This window comes from Paenibacillus sp. 1781tsa1 (genome assembly GCF_024159265.1).
Taxonomy (GTDB): domain Bacteria; phylum Bacillota; class Bacilli; order Paenibacillales; family Paenibacillaceae; genus Paenibacillus.
The window spans coordinates 1,452,577-1,469,725 of the sequence record NZ_JAMYWY010000001.1 but is presented as its reverse complement, the minus strand read 5'-3'; the positions used below and the strand labels follow the sequence as shown (position 1 = coordinate 1,469,725).

At 46.3% G+C, this 17,149-nt stretch carries 12 protein-coding genes; 3 read left to right on the top strand and 9 right to left on the bottom strand.

Annotated features, from left to right (window positions below; all coding sequences use genetic code 11):
- Positions 1-54: 54 nt before the first annotated feature.
- Positions 55-1,011 (top strand): D-2-hydroxyacid dehydrogenase, encoded by a 957-nt coding sequence (locus NKT06_RS06420; protein WP_253431512.1) that lies wholly within the window; start codon positions 55-57, stop codon positions 1,009-1,011.
- Positions 1,012-1,121: 110 nt separating this feature from the next.
- On the opposite strand, the gene NKT06_RS06415 is transcribed toward NKT06_RS06420, so the two are convergent.
- From NKT06_RS06415 to htpG, 5 genes are all read right to left on the bottom strand, one after another.
- Positions 1,122-2,099 (bottom strand): TRM11 family SAM-dependent methyltransferase, encoded by a 978-nt coding sequence (locus tag NKT06_RS06415; protein WP_253431509.1) that lies wholly within the window; start codon positions 2,097-2,099, stop codon positions 1,122-1,124.
- 268 nt (positions 2,100-2,367) lie between these two features.
- A complete protein-coding gene (locus tag NKT06_RS06410) occupies positions 2,368-4,080 on the bottom strand; it encodes a methyl-accepting chemotaxis protein (RefSeq protein WP_253431506.1) in 1,713 nt (570 codons plus the stop codon).
- A 285-nt stretch (positions 4,081-4,365) separates the two neighbouring features.
- Complete coding sequence (locus NKT06_RS06405) at positions 4,366-5,388, bottom strand: MsnO8 family LLM class oxidoreductase (protein WP_483311564.1); 1,023 nt, start codon at positions 5,386-5,388, stop codon at positions 4,366-4,368.
- A 21-nt stretch (positions 5,389-5,409) separates the two neighbouring features.
- Positions 5,410-6,825: a deoxyguanosinetriphosphate triphosphohydrolase family protein gene (locus NKT06_RS06400; protein ID WP_253431503.1), complete on the bottom strand. Its 1,416-nt coding sequence runs from the start codon at positions 6,823-6,825 to the stop codon at positions 5,410-5,412.
- Positions 6,826-7,515: 690 nt separating this feature from the next.
- A complete protein-coding gene (gene htpG, locus NKT06_RS06395; protein WP_253431500.1) occupies positions 7,516-9,396 on the bottom strand; it encodes a molecular chaperone HtpG in 1,881 nt (626 codons plus the stop codon).
- 1,218 nt (positions 9,397-10,614) lie between these two features.
- On the opposite strand from htpG, the gene NKT06_RS06390 reads away from it, so the two are divergent.
- On the top strand, positions 10,615-10,764 hold the full coding sequence (locus tag NKT06_RS06390; RefSeq protein ID WP_253431497.1) for a hypothetical protein: 150 nt from the start codon (positions 10,615-10,617) through the stop codon (positions 10,762-10,764).
- A 58-nt stretch (positions 10,765-10,822) separates the two neighbouring features.
- Here NKT06_RS06390 and nikC read toward each other — a convergent pair whose 3' ends face one another.
- The 4 genes from nikC to NKT06_RS06370 form a co-directional block, all read right to left on the bottom strand.
- A complete protein-coding gene (nikC, locus tag NKT06_RS06385) occupies positions 10,823-11,722 on the bottom strand; it encodes a nickel transporter permease (protein ID WP_253431493.1) in 900 nt (299 codons plus the stop codon).
- A gap of 35 nt (positions 11,723-11,757) precedes the next feature.
- Positions 11,758-12,762: an ABC transporter permease gene (locus NKT06_RS06380; RefSeq protein WP_253431490.1), complete on the bottom strand. Its 1,005-nt coding sequence runs from the start codon at positions 12,760-12,762 to the stop codon at positions 11,758-11,760.
- A gap of 207 nt (positions 12,763-12,969) precedes the next feature.
- Complete coding sequence (locus NKT06_RS06375) at positions 12,970-14,616, bottom strand: ABC transporter substrate-binding protein (RefSeq protein WP_253442421.1); 1,647 nt, start codon at positions 14,614-14,616, stop codon at positions 12,970-12,972.
- Between the two features lie 939 nt (positions 14,617-15,555).
- The gene (locus tag NKT06_RS06370) at positions 15,556-16,503 is read right to left on the bottom strand and encodes a glycoside hydrolase family 25 protein (RefSeq protein WP_253431487.1); all 948 of its coding nucleotides are present in this window, start codon (positions 16,501-16,503) and stop codon (positions 15,556-15,558) included.
- A gap of 328 nt (positions 16,504-16,831) precedes the next feature.
- Here NKT06_RS06370 and NKT06_RS06365 point away from each other — a divergent pair, with 328 nt between their 5' ends.
- Entirely contained in the window at positions 16,832-17,131 is a 300-nt protein-coding gene (locus NKT06_RS06365; protein ID WP_253431483.1) for a hypothetical protein, read from the top strand.
- The last annotated feature ends 18 nt before the right edge of the window (positions 17,132-17,149 follow it).

Sequence of the window (17,149 nt, the reverse complement as noted above, 5' to 3'; positions counted from 1 at the left end):
TACACTTCAATTATCAAACTTATCAAACTATTGCTCTCAGGAGGACCACACATTATGGGTAAAATTGTATGTTTTCCATCTCTATCCGAAGAACAGCAACAACGCATTCAGAATGCTGCACCGGGGTACACCCTGAAACTCGGAAAAGCCAAGGAATTGGACGCCGCTGAGTTGAAAGAGGCTGAGATTATTGTCGGCTGGTCACCCCTTGTCGCTGAACATGCATTGAAACAGGACAGCCTGTTGAAGTGGGTTCAGGTCTGGTCTGCTGGTGTGGACAGTCTCCCATTTGCAGATTTGCAGCAGAAGAACATTCAGGTCACTAGTGCAAATGGAGTTCACGCGATTCCAATTACTGAAATTATTCTGGGCATGATGTTATCCCACAGTCGCTGGCTGAGACAAGCCATGTTGCATCAACAGCAGTCCGAATGGAAAGCTCCCGCCAAACCACTACCAGAACTGCACGGCAAAACAGCGGTCATCGTTGGTGTAGGTGAGATCGGAACCGAAACAGCCCGCATTCTCAAAACACTCGGCATGCGTACGATCGGAGTTCGTCGCTCAGGTAAAGATGTCCCTAACGTGGATCAGATGTACGACATGACCGGACTGCATGAAGCCTTGAGCCAAGGCGATTATGTGATTAACATTTTACCGTTGACCGATGAAACCAAACATATATATGATCAAACTGCATTTGAGCATTTCCAATCTGGTGCATGTTTCGTCAATGTGGGCCGAGGCCCCAGTGTGAAAACGGAAGCCTTGCTGAATGCACTCCAAAACGGCCAGATCGCCTTCGCCGCACTTGACGTGTTCGAAGAAGAACCACTTCCGGCAGACCACCCGTTATGGGGCATGGATAACGTCTTAATTACGCCACATATCGCAGGAAGTACAGAGCAATATGCGGATCGTGCAATCGATATTTTCATCAAAAATCTGGAAGCTTATGTTGCTGGTAAGACCCTTCCGCTTAACCTAGTGGATTATAGTCATAAATATTAACACAAACATCCGTTCCCATGCAATATTGTGCAAATCAACATCAAGGATATAAAAAAACTCCACCTCTGGAAATGTAATATCTCCCAGGTTGGAGTTTTTTATTCTTATACTTACACACACAACCAAATATGACGTATAAACGTGCCTTTGTTTACTGTTCGGTACTCTTTTACCGTCCATCCCGCTTCCAACAAGTGCTCTTCTACCCACTCTGTGGAAACAACTACCGCCCGTTTTGCCAATCTGCGCAAGCTCTCCAGCATGGCTCGTTGCTCAGCATCTGGAAGTACAGAACAGAGATTATAGGGCATGTCCAGAATTGCTGCATCATACCAATCTTGCAGTTCATTCATATCCCCCAATGTGATTCGATCCGAATCATATCCATAATGCGGCAGATTGATACGCGCACCTCGGACAGCCAGAGGATTCAGGTCGTTACCACTCGCATCAATTCCCATGGATAAAGCCTCAATGACAACCGTTCCCATGCCGCAGCACGGATCAAGTAATCGCTGGTTTTCCACGTATGGAACAGCAATATTCACCAGTGCTCTGGCGAGTGTGATGCCAAATCCAGTCGAGTAATTTTGCGGCTTCTGCCGATGAATCTGCCATGATCGATCAGCTTCTGTCCACTGGCCCAAGATCCATTTTTCTCCTGTTTGGATTAGGCCGAAAGTCACCTTTGGCTGCTTCATCTGTGCCTTGCCTTTAATACACATGCCAATTTCTTTTTCCAGTTGACGAGACTGTGCATAATCAGGGGCATGATCCCCTTCTTTCAGACAAATCACCTTAAATGTCTCTTCTGGCAACAGTTGAATCTCTTTGGCAAGAGGGAGCAGATCAGTCACCGTGTCCCCTTCACCGATCACATCTAATCTGCCATGAATAAATGGACTTCGTCCAGGTGATATACATCGTTCAGACCACACATACGCTCCCATATGTATACCGATCTCTGAACTCGGTTCAAGCAACGTATTCAGCTCCAGCATGCATAATTCCCGCTCGTTCTCGTGACAAGCAAAGGTGTAGAGGTATTTCCCGGAAGTAGCGTAAATACCAAGTGTTTCATCAGGCAAAATTCCCCTCTCCTTCCTTCATTAATCATGTTTCTTCTATATAAATAGTAGCTCATTGTAGACATATCAATTATCAGCTGTTAGGAAAGCTTCAGGTAGTCATTGTATACAATGTTAGACTGCTAGACAACTATCCATTTCTTTGCACGTAACTATCTGGAAAGAAAAAAATAAGGTGTTCCCATGATTAAGGAACACCTTATTTTATTTTGAATCTCTCACCAATCGCCGCATGCATGAGCCAGTTTCTTCTATTATAAGAAGAAGGTTATATTTTTAATTTTTCAATGGATGTTAGCAAGTCTTCCGATAATTCTTTCAGACTTTGAATATTGCCGCTAATCGTCTCCATGGAACTTACCTGCTCTTCCGCCGATGCCGAAACTTCTTCCACACTCGCTGCAGATTGCTCCGAAACAGCGGAAATCTGTTGACTGAAATCATTCATTCGTCCGCTTGCTTCCTGCATGCCTGCGAGGCCATCTGTCATGGTGCTGATCACACCCACCATGCCTTCCACCGATTCATTAATTGTACGGAAGAGCTGACCTGAAGCAAGTACATGTTCCTGACCCAGTTCGGTCTCCTGAACGCCGGTACGTAATTCCGCAACCACCCCTTGTGACTCCTGTTGAATATCCTCGGTAATCGCCGTGATCTCTTCGACCGAAGTCTGCACAGCCTCAGATAACTTCCGAACTTCTGATGCCACTACGGCGAACCCACGTCCACTTTCTCCCGCACGGGCTGCCTCAATGGAGGCATTCAGTGCCAGCAGATTGGTTTGGCGTGCAATGTCATGAATGACCTGAACCAGCTTGGAGATATCTTCATTTTTACGATTCAACCGCTCCATCTTGTTCATGGAAGTTGAGACTGATCCGGAAATCTGTTGCATCTGCTGCACGGACTGCTCCATCGCCTTGCGACCATTCAGCCCTTGCTCCAGTACAAGATCCGACATGACGCGCAGCTGGCTGCCTTGTTCCGTATGATTCTGAATGTGATCATTCAGCGCTTCAACTGTACGGGCTGATTCCACCGCTGTCTCTGCCTGGCTTTCCGCGGCCTTGGCTGACTCTTCCATTGTCACAGCAATTTGCCGACTACCAATCTTAACCTCTTCGGAGGAGATTGCCAGTTCCCCACTTTGCCGATTGACAGCTTCCGCAATTCGTCTGACGCTCAGAACCATGGAAGTCAGGTTACCTTTCATGTCATTCACTGCTTTGGCCAGAACACCGACTTCGTCCTCATGTTTGGTATGTATATCCTGAACATTCAATTGGCCTTCTGCAATCAGTTTCACCGCACTAATAACACGCAGTAGTGGTTTCACGACCTGTGAACGAATAATCGGAATACTGATCGCTGTAATGACAATCATGACAAGAACACCGATAATGATGATTATTCTACCATCCTGAACGGATCTGATCGTTTGGGCCGCCGCAATATTGGACTGCTTCTGATTGTATTCCACAAGATAATCCAGATCGACTTGCATGGCGTCAAAGGAGTCTGCACCTTTTTCAGCCACTTCCTTAGCCAGCTGTGTCTGACCCTCATCACTCAGCTTGATTGCTTGCGTATTAATCTTAAGATACGCTTCCCATTTGTTCTTGAACGCAGTCCAGTGATCGAGTTCCTCCGTAGACTTTTCCTGCTGGTCATAAATTTTAATCGCCTGTGTCGTTTCACGAATATACTTGGTACGCTCTTCTGACAAGGCTGCCTTGTCCGTTTCATCTGCGTCAAAGTGACGATAACTTAGCGAAAGAACGTGCTCTGTAGTATAGTTTAACCGGTTAATTTGCTGGATTGATGGCATCCAATTGTTCGTAATCTCATTCGTGTTGGATTCGATTGAATTCATACGGGTGACAATGGTGACACTCAAAACAATTAAACAGAGGATTAACAAGTAGAACGCGATGCTGATACGCAGACCGATACTTTTGATCTTAAATCTGCTGAACATATGATTTCCCCCTTGACCTCTTCGGTCATCCCGAATTCAGGTGCTTTTGTCATTGTTTTCCCCTTCTTTTGACCTCTTGTCAGAAGAACTTATCTATATTATATCGATAGGAAAATAGACGTAAAGTATTATAACATTATTTTGTTATTAAGAAGCTTAATTTTGTAAAATATTGTTGAATTTTGGCACATTCTAAAATAAAAAGCTGCAGCATACGGTAGAATCCCGATCTGCAGCTCTCCGCTTTATTTGAATTTTAACGCTTTGCATCATAAAATGCTTCGCCTACTTCAAGTGCTGTCTCTGCTCGGCGAGCAATCGGTAAGAATTCAGCCTGCGCTCATAATCTGGTCCTGCCGTAACCAGAAGCAACCGCTCCGTATCCAGCCTGCGACTTACTTGTTCCAATTGACCCCATACCTGCTCAGGTGTACCTGCATAGTGCCGCTCTGATTCATGATGATCAGCACTGGCTGAGTCATTCGTGCCGGAGACCGCGATACCACTCGAATTCAGCTCGCTTGAACGTTCTTTTCCATCCGACTTGCGTCTCTCCGCCATGTCACGACCCCAGGCCAAGGCATCCGTCTCTGACTCCGCACACAATACGCTGACTGCTACCATAACCTCAGGCTCCTTCATGGTTGCACTGGGGGTGAATCCTTCCCGATATCGCCTTACAGCCTCTGTACCATCGGCATCACTCATGAATTGACCAAAGACATATCCCATGCCAAAGCGTGCCGCAAATTCTGCGCTCTTCACGTTGGTCCCCAGCATCCAGAGCGATAATGGGAGCTTGGGAATCGGACGAGCCGTCACAGGATGATCCTCGTAGGTATATCGATCTTCAAGCAGTTCCGTCAGTGCTGCGAGTGATTCAGGCAGCTTGGACACATGTTGCAAGTAATTGCCACTGAGTGCCATCGTCGCATGAGGTCCACCGCCAGGAGCACGTCCGAGCCCAAGCTCAATGCGTCCCGGATAGAGGGTAGCCAGCAGACGGAACGATTCTGCAACCTTGAGCGGACTGTAGTGCGGCAACAAGACCGCACCTGAGCCAAGCTGGATCGTTGTCGTCTTTGCTCCGATATGTGAGAGCAATACTTCGGGAGAGGCCGATGCCAGTTCAGCCATGTCATGATGCTCTGATGTCCAGTATCGGGTGTATCCCCAAGCCTCAGCCTGTTGCGCAAGTGCCACCGATTGCTGGAGCGCATGTTCCGCTGTGGCATCGTTTAACCTTGGAACAAGGTCAAGTACGCCCAGACTGAACTTATCACTCATTCTTGTAGCCAAGCGTCTCATCTCCCTTTATATCGGTTCATTTTAATCCAGATCGTAGATGGAACCCACCTTCAGCCCGTAAAGTTCATTGTATATTTTCTCGGCAAATGCATCCGTCATTCCTGCAATATAATCGATGACCATGTGTTCCCAAGTCCAGATTGGCTGGGCTTTGGCCTGATCCTTCTCATACCGCTGCAGCCAGTCAGACGGAATAATGGATTTGGACGTTTCCGGATCAAGAAATGCATCCCATAATCGCTTAATCATCCATTCACTTCGCTTCTGTAGCCGTTGCACACGCAGGTCACGAATCATCGTCACCCAGGCAAAACTCTTGAGCACACTCACCGTACGCAGCATATCAAGGTCTTCAGCCCCTTCACGGACAAAGGTAACCTTCTTCCAGTCGCCATCGTCAATAACGCCCAGGCTGCCTACAAAAAAGCTCACCCAGTAGGCTTTCACCTCACGTCGGGTACGCGAGTAATCATGCTCGCAGAACGGCATCTTCTCATTCCAGATGCGCAGGAACGAAGCGAGCACTTCTTCTACCTTTTGCCCAATTGCTTCTCGGGTCCATCCGTTCCAGAACAGATCCTCCAGCGTTGTAATCTTATCCACAATCAGTCGATTCACATGCGGATCTTGCAGGAAATGCTCATGTACTTCAATTTTGCCTGCTTTGATGCCATCCTCCAGGTCATGCGAGGAGTACGCAATATCGTCGCAGAGATCCATCAGCTGTGCTTCCAGCGTCTTCTTGCCTGCCGGCACTTTCCAACGATCACGGATCTCAAGAATATATTGCCACTCATGATGATACATGCCTTTCTTGCTCTCTGTCCCGGGGTACGGATACTTGTTGATTCCTAGTAATACCGCATCAGACAGGTTCAGTCCGTCGATATCTTCACGCTTCTCCAAGTGCATAATAAGGCGGAAGTTGTGTGCATTGCCTTCAAAATGCTCGTATTTCCGTTTTAGCTCGGCACGGACTTCAGACTCCACCTTGGGAACTTTGGCGCTGCGGCTTTTTTTCATAATTTTCTTAGCCTCGGTGTTAATGAGGTCATCCAGAATACCATCCAATACTTCTTCACCTTTATGTCCAAACGGCGGGTGACCGAAATCATGTGCGATTGCAGCACACTCCACCACTTCTGAATCAATAATAAGGCCGGGGTTATCCGCACGGTCCCAGTCCACCTCGGGAAAACGACGAATCAGGCTGCGGGCAGCCTCTCGTGCAATCTGCGCCACCTCCAGGGAATGGGTCAAACGAGTACGATAATAATCCCCCGTTCCTGCGCCAAACACCTGCGATTTGCCCTGTAACCGACGGAAGGTCGGTGAATGAATGAGTCTGGAATAGTCCCGTTCGTATGCTGCACGAGATCCATCCAATTTGGTTAGTTCAGGATATTGTCTATGTTCTCTCAGATCGTTCCATTGCATGGGGATCACTCCTAGCCGACTGTCTCTATTTTGAGTGATTATACACAACATCTGTGGTTTCGAAAAGTAAAACCTGTCTGCGATTGTCATCTCTTCTTACATCAACTTGTAATAAACAGTCCTATTCTTTTATTATACCCTGCCAGACTATCATTCGTGCACCTAAATGATCATGATTCTATATTGAACTCATTATTCACATATGCTTGCTCACATGGCAGAACAACCATAAGTATTCACGGTGCCAGCAGGTGGCCGTTCCGGTTACGGATCGTTCCTATGATCGCTGTTGTCTCCGGGTTTTCTGAATCCCCTATATTAAGGGGAAAACCCTGAGACAAAGGCGACCGCTCCGCTTCTTCAGAATCGATTCCGTCCCCTTCACTACTTTTGCTGTCCTTTAAAATACATTAATGGTATTCACCATTTATCACGCTAAAATCGAATAACAATCAAGTTCAACTTATATTAATATCATCATTTGCTGCAATGATAGTCTGCCTCCCCCACGCCCACCCCGTTGTGGGTAAAAAAACAAAAACCGACAGGACGGAAATGCCCTGTCGGATGATTATGGTGGATGCAGCGTTGCGATTTAGCTACTAAACTTAATGTTCACGCAGTGTACTCTTGAAACTACGTGAATTTTTGCATAAAGGATGTATTATCGCACCCTTGTACGCCGGATTGTTACACCATAACCTTACAGATATCGTTGGTGAACTCTACTGGGTCCTGAATTGGCAATCCCTCAATTAACAATGCTTGATGGTACAGCAAGCTTGTGTAGAGGTTCAGTTTTTCCTGATCCTGTGCAAAAGCGTCTTTCAACGATTTAAATACATCGTGATTCACGTTGATTTCAAGCACTTTGTCGGCTTGTACGTTTTCACTGTTCGGCATAGCTTTCAGGATTTTCTCCATTTCAATCGTCAGTTCACCTTCGGTGGACAAACATACCGGGTGGCTTCTGAGACGTTTGGAAGCTTTAACCGCTTTGACTTTACCGGCCAATTGAGCTTGCATCGCTTCAAACAGCTCTTTGTTGTCGTTGTCCTGGGCGTCCGTTTCTTCTTTGTCCGCGCTATCTTCGATACCCAGGTCACCACTGGAGATGGATTTGAATTCTTTCTCCTTGTAGTTCATGATCATCTTGATTGCGAACTCATCGATGTCATCGGTGAAGTACAGTACTTCGTACCCTTTCTCAAGAACACCCTCGATCTGTGGCAGCTTCTCAATACGGCTAATGGACTCACCGGATGCATAGTAGATGTACTTCTGATCTTCCGGCATTCTGGAGACGTATTCGTCCAGGCTCACGAGTTTGCCCTCTTTGGAAGACGTGAACAACAGCAGATCCTGCAATGTATCCTTGTTCACACCATAGTCACTGTATACACCATATTTCAATTGACGACCAAACGCTTGGTAGAACTTCTCGTAATTCTCACGTTCGTCCTTCAACAGGCTTTGCAGTTGGCTCTTGATTTTGTTCTTAATGTTCTTCGCGATCAGGCTAAGCTGACGGTCATGTTGCAACATCTCACGGGAGATGTTCAGGGACAAGTCTTCGGAATCCACCATACCTTTGACAAATCCGAAGTAATCTGGCAGCAGATCCCCGCATTTATCCATGATTAGTACGCCGTTAGAGTAGAGTTCAAGGCCTTTTTCATACTCTTTGGTATAGTAGTCAAACGGCGTATTCTCCGGAATAAACAGGATTGCATTGTATACCACTGCGCCATCAGCGCTGATGTGCAGATGTTTGAGCGGTTTGTCAAAACCGTAGCGTTTTTCATTATAGAAGTTGTTGTAGTCTTCTTCGGTCAGTTCACTTTTATTTTTACGCCAGATCGGCACCATGCTGTTCACGGTTTGTTCTTCTTGGTATTCCTCGAACTCGTTCTCCGTGCCCTCTTTCGGACGTTGACCCGTCACATCCATCTTGATCGGGTAGCGAATGAAGTCGGAGTATTTCTTGATGATGGATCTCAGGCGGTACTCTTCCAAAAATTCGTCATACGAATCTTCTTCGGTATTTTCTTTGATCGTCAGGACGATCTCTGTACCTACGGAATCTTTCTCAGCTGGTGTGATCGTATAACCATCCGCGCCCTCGGACTCCCATTTCCACGCCTCGTCGCTGCCCAGCGTTTTACTTGTTACGGTGAGCTTGTCCGCCACCATAAATGCAGAGTAGAAACCAACCCCGAATTGTCCGATGATGTTATGGCCGTCTTTGGCTTCATTTTCCTTTTTGAACGCCAGGGAACCGCTTTTCGCGATAACGCCCAGATTGTTCTCCAACTCTTCCTGTGTCATCCCGATTCCGGTATCCGTCAGTGTGAGCGTGCGATTTTCTTTGTCGATTGTAAGCTTGATGAAGTAGTCCTCTTTGTTGAAAACGAGTGTATCGTCTGTCAGTGCTCTGTAGTAAATTTTATCAATGGCGTCACTGGAGTTGGAGATCAATTCTCTCAAAAAGATTTCTCTTTGGGTATAAATGGAGTTGATCATCATATCCAGCAAACGTTTGGATTCTGCCTGGAATTCTTTTTTGGCCATGAGTGGTTGGACTCCTTTCAAATTTGGATATCGAATGATTTGATTGAAAATAGAAAGTAACTGAGATAATCCTGCGGCATTAGTAGACTCAAAAACCTTTGATCGCTCTAGTCCACAGATATTGTGCTTCACTTCTAACTGGCTCATTGTAAAAATGAGTGCACGACGTTCTGCAATGTAGCCGTTCCGGTTACGAATCGTTTTTCGGATCGCTGTTATCCCCGTATTTCTTTGATTCCCTTTTTAAAAAGGGAGAAATCCGGTGATAGCGTATGCTTCCGAAGCAGCTTTCTTTCAGAAAGCTTTTAGGCGAACGCTCTGCTTCCTCCAAATCGATTTCGTCCCCTGCACTATTTTTGCATTTAATCAGGAACTTGTATGAGGATTAGAACCTTCTATTTAGATGGAGTCTGTTGATTAAGCAAACATTTCGCTTCTTCAGGTCTGTGCGTCCCTTGGCTTCGCATGTCCTACTCAGGTTCAATATCTATTTTCAAAAACAGAATCATTCCATATGTAGGCTTATAGTAAAAACATCATTTGTTAGCACTCTAATGATCGGAGTGCTAAACCCTTCCTTTTATATAACATATGGGAAAATTGGGTGTCAATACGCAGGCGGTTATTTTAACAAAAAGATCGGATAACCCTTCTACTTTTGCACATCACCAATCATTTTAACGTAATCCCGCAGGTATAACAAAAGCCGCCTCGAACCAAAGTTCGAACCGGCGTGGGGAAAAGTTGTAATGAGTCTGTTGGTATAGCAACTAGAGCTAGCATCGAGACATCCCTGTCCAATGTAACTCGGAGTACCCTCGGCCTTACTGTGTTGAGCTTGTGATTGCTTGAATGTCTTGAGAAGCATGACAGCCATGCGCTAACGAACCTCAGAGGTGTTAATTGGCCTTTTTAGGATGACTTCATAATCTAACGAATCGCAGACACGCTATTGCTCACCTTTAGCAACCTTTCCGAGACTTTCCGCAGTTTTTTCGCAAAATAGCGCGTGTGAGATTCGTTAGAATAGGAAATTGGCTGGAAATCGTAAAATAAGGTTCCCCAGGTTCGTTAGAGTTGAAGCAGAAGCTGGCGTTACAGCTACAAATAGGATTGCGATAAAAATTAGTGCTTACGGTTTGTTTTAACGTTGCCTTTGGCACGCATGCTGCGTTACAGAAAAAGTTAGGGTTGCAGAGCTAGGATTTCAAATCAAACTTGCAGTTTGATTTCGAGCTTGGGTTAGAAGTTACGGTTACGGTTACGGTTACGGTTACGGTTACGGTTACGGTTACGGTTACGGTTACGGTTACGGTTACGGTTACGGTTACGGTTACGGTTACGGTTACGGTTACGGTTACGGTTTGAGTTTGAGTTTGAGTTTGAGTTTGAGCAGAAGTTAGCGTTACGGTAGAGTTAGAGCCTTCTACTTTTTGGCCATTTTCGGATCAAGGGTATCGCGTAGTCCATCGCCCATTAGGTTGAAGCCAAGAACGGTCAACATAATGGAAACGCCGGGGAAGATCAGTGTCCACGGTGCTTTTTGTATAAACTGACGGGAGTCCGACAGCATTTTACCCCACTCCGGGTCGGGTGGTTGCGCGCCCATGCCCAGAAATCCAAGTGCAGCAGCTTCGATGATCGCCGTTCCAATCCCGAGAGTACCTTGCACGATCAGCGGAGTAAGGCTGTTGGGTAAGATGTGGCGAAACAAGATTCGCCCGTTGCCCGCCCCAAGTGTCCGTGCCGACGTAATGAATTCCTCCTGTCTCAAGCTGAGTACCCGTGAACGCACCAATCTTCCGTAGGTCGGGATGTTCACGATGGCGATGGCTAGCAGTGCATTTTGCAACGACGGGCCCAATATCGCCACAATGGCGATGGCCAGCAAAATCCCCGGAAATGCGAGCAAGATATCAAATAAACGCGAGATGAGCATGTCCGCCCATTTTCCATAAAATCCAGCAATCAGACCAAGCAGCGTACCCGCAATAATGGAACCAATGACGGAGAAGAAGCCCACCCACAATGAAATACGCGCCCCATGCAGCACTCTGGAAAACACGTCACGCCCCAGATCATCGGTACCAAACCAATGCTCTGCCGAAGGAGCCTGAAGCCGATCCACCAGGACCTGTTCCTTGTAATCGTAGGGGGCAATGTATGGCGCGAGGAAGGCCAACAGGATAAAAAACACGATAATAATCAAGCCCGCAAGCGCAAGCCGATTCTTCCGAAACGTTCTCCACGCTTCACGCCATGGACCGGATGTGCTTGCTGTTGCAGCATCAATGGATGGTCCGGTATTGGTCGATAATTTGGCCATGCGGCGTCTCCTTTCTTGGGTATGAATGATTATTCCTATTTATAACTAATTCGCGGATCGAACACAGCGTAGAGCAAGTCCACAATCAGGTTGATCACCACGAAGAAGAATGCCACGATCAGAATGCCACTCTGGATCACTGGATAGTCCCGCGAACTAATCGCTTCATATATATAACGTCCCACACCCGGCCAAGCAAAGATCGTCTCGGTCAACACTGCACCCCCGAGCAACGATCCAGTCTGGATGCCGATAACCGTGAGCACGGGAATAAACGCATTTTTGAGGGCATGTCCATATACAACAAAAAACGGCCCCAGTCCCTTCGCCTTCGCCGTACGAATGTAATCTGAACTCATCACTTCCAGCATGCTGGAACGAGTCATCCGGGCAATAACAGCCATCGGGATCGTGCCAAGTGCAATACTTGGGAGCAACAAATGTTTCGTAACGGTCCACAACTGGTCCCAGCGTCCGGCAATCATCGTATCCAGCACATACAAGCCCGTAATGGCATCCACCGGATCACGTGCATTCATGCGTCCAATGGACGGCAGCCACTGTAACTTGTTCGCAAATAACCATTGTTCCATTAGACCGAGCCAAAAGATTGGCATGGATACACCCACTAGAGCAATCACCATACAGCAATAATCAAACCAGGAGTTGTGCTTCCATGCACTGACAATCCCGGCATTCACCCCAATAATGACAGCAAACAACATACTTGCCATCGTTAATTCAAGGGTTGCTGTCAGATAAGGCACAATTTCCTGGGCAATAGGCACCTTGGTGCGGATGGATGTTCCCAGGTCGCCTTTGATCAAATCGCCCAAGTAGGCGAAATATTGCTGGAACCAGGGTTTATCCAGACCGAGTTGGTCACGAAGGGCCTGCTTGGATTGTTCGGTTGCCTTTTGCCCAAGTATGGTCTCGGCCGGATCACCCGGAATGGCGTGGATGATGGAAAAGACAATCAGGGTCATGCCCAGCAGTACGGGCAGCAACACAAGCACACGTTTGACAATATAGCTGTTCAATCCTGTTCACCTGCCTTCGACATATCGTGCAAAATAAAAAGCGCCGGCAGAAACGCATGCTTTGGATAGTTACGTCCGGATGTGGGTTCTGCCAAGCATTGCGTCTCACCAGCGCTTTGTAAGAAAGAATTAAAACGTAATCACTCCGAACTGTAGTGCCGTCTTCAGATCGCAGTTATCCTGAAATGGATAAGTTCAGCTTACAGCTTACTCAAAATAAGCACCGGCATAGGATTCGGTACCCAGTGGAGAAGGGACGAAACCTTTCAGGTTGGCTTTACCCGCCAGAATTGGCGTCGTGTGTACCAGAGGAATCCATGGTGCGTCTTCCTTGATCATCTCCTGCGCTTGTTTGTACAGTTCAGCACGCTTATCCTGATCGGTTTCTTTCTGTGCACCCGTCAGCAATGTGTGTAATTCTTCGTTTACATAATAACTGCGGTTGTTGCTTGGAATGGCATCTTTATCCAGCAGTGTATACAGGAAGTTATCCGGGTCACCATTGTCACCTGTCCAGCCGAGCATGTAAATGTCGTCCTTCTCCCCGGCCTTTGTATCTTCGAGATACGTTGCCCACTCAGGTGATTCGATGGTGACAGTCACTCCGATTTTCTCAAAATCGGCCTGGATCGCCTCGGCAACCTTTTTGCCATCAGGCATATACGGGCGGGATACCGGCATGGCATAGAAGGTTACCGGATCAGGCAAACCGTCAGGGAAGCCAGCTTCGGCGAGTAGAGCTTTTGCTTTTTCCAGATCATATGGGTAATCCTCAATGGTATCGTTGTACCCCCACAGCGTTGGCGGCATCGGGTTAACAGCAGGCTCAGCTTGTCCAGCAAAGAACGCATCAATAAGTGCCTGTTTGTTCACCGCATGGTTGAGGGCTTGTCTGACTTTGACATTATCAAATGGTTTCTTCTTGAAGTTAAAGCCGATATACGCCACGTTGAATGGTGGACGCTCAATCTTCTGCAACTCGCTATTGCCTTCAAGGATGGATAGATCGTCCGGGTTCAAGTCTTCCATGACATCAATCTCACCGTTTTGCAGGGCATTGAAGCGAGCGGTGTTATCCGGAATTGAACGTACGATTACTTTGTTCAGCTTCGGCAGTCCTTCTTTCCAATAATCCGCGTTTTTCTCCAGGGTAATGGAGTCGTTACGCTTCCACTCTTTGAATACAAATGGGCCGGTGCCCACAGGCTCGCTCTTGAAGTTTTCTTTTTTCTCCTGAATCGCTTTTGGGCTGGCAATACCAAATGGCGTCATCGCAATATTTTGCAGGAAAGGCGCTTGTGGCTGGTTCAATGTGAACTCCACCGTAGTCTCGTCCGTCGCCTTCACTTCCTTGATCACACGTCCGTCCTCTGGACCAAACATGGAATCATAATAATCGAAGGAATCTCCTTCGAATTTATATTCACTCGCCGGATCACCCCAGCGGTTGAAGTTGAACACAACAGCCTCCGCATTGAAGTCAGTTCCATCATGGAATTTCACACCGGACTTCAGCTTAAACACATACTTGAGCCCATCCGCCGAAATCTCCCAGCTCTCTGCCAGTCCAGGAACGACTTCTGTTCCACCTTCCTTGTAGTCCAGCAACGAGTCAAACACCTGATGTCCAATCTTCAACGACTCCCCATCCGTCACAATTGCCGGGTCGAGTGCAACGGAATCCCCGCCACGCCCCATAATCATCGTATCCTGCGCTACCGTTTCGGTTGGAGGATCGCTTCCTTCCGCTGGAGCAGGCGTATTCTCCCCACTCTCGTTACTGGAGCAACCGGACAACACCAAGACGGTACTCAAAGCCAGAGTCAAAAAACCGGACATCCATTTCTTTCTCATTCGCATACGTACAACACCCTTCCCTGTCTCATAATGTGTGTGATACTGGCATGAAAAAACTTCAATGATAGCCATTGGTTCGGTGCTTGCTTGTATCAATGAAAGGCTTTAGGTGCCTGTGATACCTGAATTAAATTTCTGGGATAAGTAAGGCATGTATATGAAACGTAAAAAGTATGGTAGAAAGATGAATAATGGATATAAGTAAAAGCCAGATCATTATGCTCACGGATTACGGATATGCACGATTACTTTTATAGAAAAAGAAACGTACAACGAACGAAGTACCTTGTGAGATGACTCTATGCAATGAAATGAGATTGTTGCGATTTATTTGAACTCAGGTCAATAAGTAACCGCAAATGGTTACGGACCGGTAAGAGCGAATTCAAGTCAGTAGATTAGAAATAACAGATGGGCATATGAATACTACGCTGCTGGGTACCAATAAAGTCTGTTCCTTGAGCGGGTCGCGGGTCGTCTTAATTATGCAGTGTGGGAGCTGGACTAGGTATCGTTTGCAATACGGACGAAAGAAACTCAACATAGGCTAGGTTGTTTAGATCGTGTAAGTTTTTTAAACCGGTGGTTTTCTCTTGCAAATTGGATGTGTATAACGTATGAACGAGTCATCTTGAGATGTTGGATTGTACAACAGGGAGACATTACAATAACTTCTTATGTTATGGTTTTGTCATGATGAGGAGGATTGTGTAAATAAACCGTAGTGAAAAACAATTTCGTGTAACTTACTTTACATCACATTAATCAATTAGACAAGAGATTTACAGACATATGTCTTCAACTTTATTATATGCGTCAATATTACTTACACAAAGCACAAAAAAGGAACACAGTTCGACAAAAAGCGTCTTGTGTCCCTTCTCCATTTCATCCCTATTCAGATAAGATCAACAATTTAATTTGCTAAGAATCAGCTCACTTTTTAAATAAACCTCTGCGATGCATCACGGTAATAAAACGGTAAAAATCATAACTCGCCCCATTATCGATGCTGAACAATGGATTTTTCGTGTCATATGCCAGTGCTGCATCCACAGCAGCTTTCGCCCATACTGGAACTTCCATTTGCTGACGCGCCTGCAGTTTATCGACCTGGGATTTGAGCGCGTCAAACGCTGCTTTCTCTTCGGTTGTCATCGGTTCGCCCCCTTTCGGTGGTTCGGTTGGTGGATTCGGATTACTTGGATTTGTTGGATTGGATGGCTCCGGAGGTTTCGGAGTGCCTGCTGCGTATCTTGCTCTGAGCTGTGCCGCTGTTCCCTCGAATTCATTCATATCCACGTTGCCACTAATGCCATTCACCTTGCCCGAATCCGTGTACTGCCAGAATGTCCAACGCTTCCATGCCGGCTGGTCATCTGGTACACGGGTGTTGCTGTAACGTGCGATCCATAGATCGTATGAGCTGAGTGATGTATCAAAATTCCCGGCAAAAGAATTGCCCGTGTATATGATCGGTTTTACACCTGTGAGGCGTTGTAGTTCGGTTAAAAAAGCTTTGGCAACCGTATTCATCTGCGCTTTGCTCAGGTTGCCAGGGTTGTTCTCGTAGTCCATGACGGGTGGAAGTTGTAGCGCCTTGGCGCCTCCAACTTTGTTAAGTGTATTGGCATAATGCGCCGCTTCTGCTTTGGCTGCTTCGGTGGATGTCGCACGGAAGAAATGGTATGTTCCAACCAGCATGCCCGCCGCCAGTGCACCTGTTACATTTTTCTGATAATTTGGATCGGTATAGGTCTGCCCCTCGGTTGCCTTGATGAATACAAATGTCATGCCACTTGCCTTCACTTTCGCCCAGTCAATATTGCCCTGGTATCGGGAGACGTCAATGCCCTGTGTGTTGCCCGAACTTCTCGTTTGCATGTTTCTCACACCCTTTATGCGGCAAATTGCCGTTTGTATCAGCATTTTACATCATTCGATTCTAGCGTTCCCGGGTACAAGTATAGACAGACTAAAGCATTCTGATCTATACGTTCCTGATTGGATGTCACTCTCTGGATTGATGCAAAATACTCCTATAGTTAATGCGGTTGGATCAGGGGTTGCTTGTGTGCGTGTCCCTGATGTGTTGGAGATTACCAATTCATTGAATAGTAAAATAACTATGTATCTGTTAGACTACTTCTGTTAGATGATAAAGATTGTCTAATTTCAGATTGTAAAAACTATTCATTGGAGGAAAGTGTCATTGAAAAAGCTATTAACTGCCGTACTTAGTCTAAGCGTTTTACTATCTGCTACTGCAGCTGTTGTCATTCAGCCAAGCGTTGAGGCTGCAACCACAAAGAAAGAAAGTACATACCAAGAGAAAATGGCTTACTACAAAAAACAAATCAAAAAAATCAAAGCGCAAATTGAAACGTTGCGGGATAAAAGGGAGTATCTCGAAACTTCTTCAGCAGCCTATAGAGCTAGTCTCATGAAGGAAGACTCTTATCTGGAGCAGTTGATTTATTACAATAAACTTATTGTTAAGCTAAACAAATAGTTAGTAAGAAGATTATAC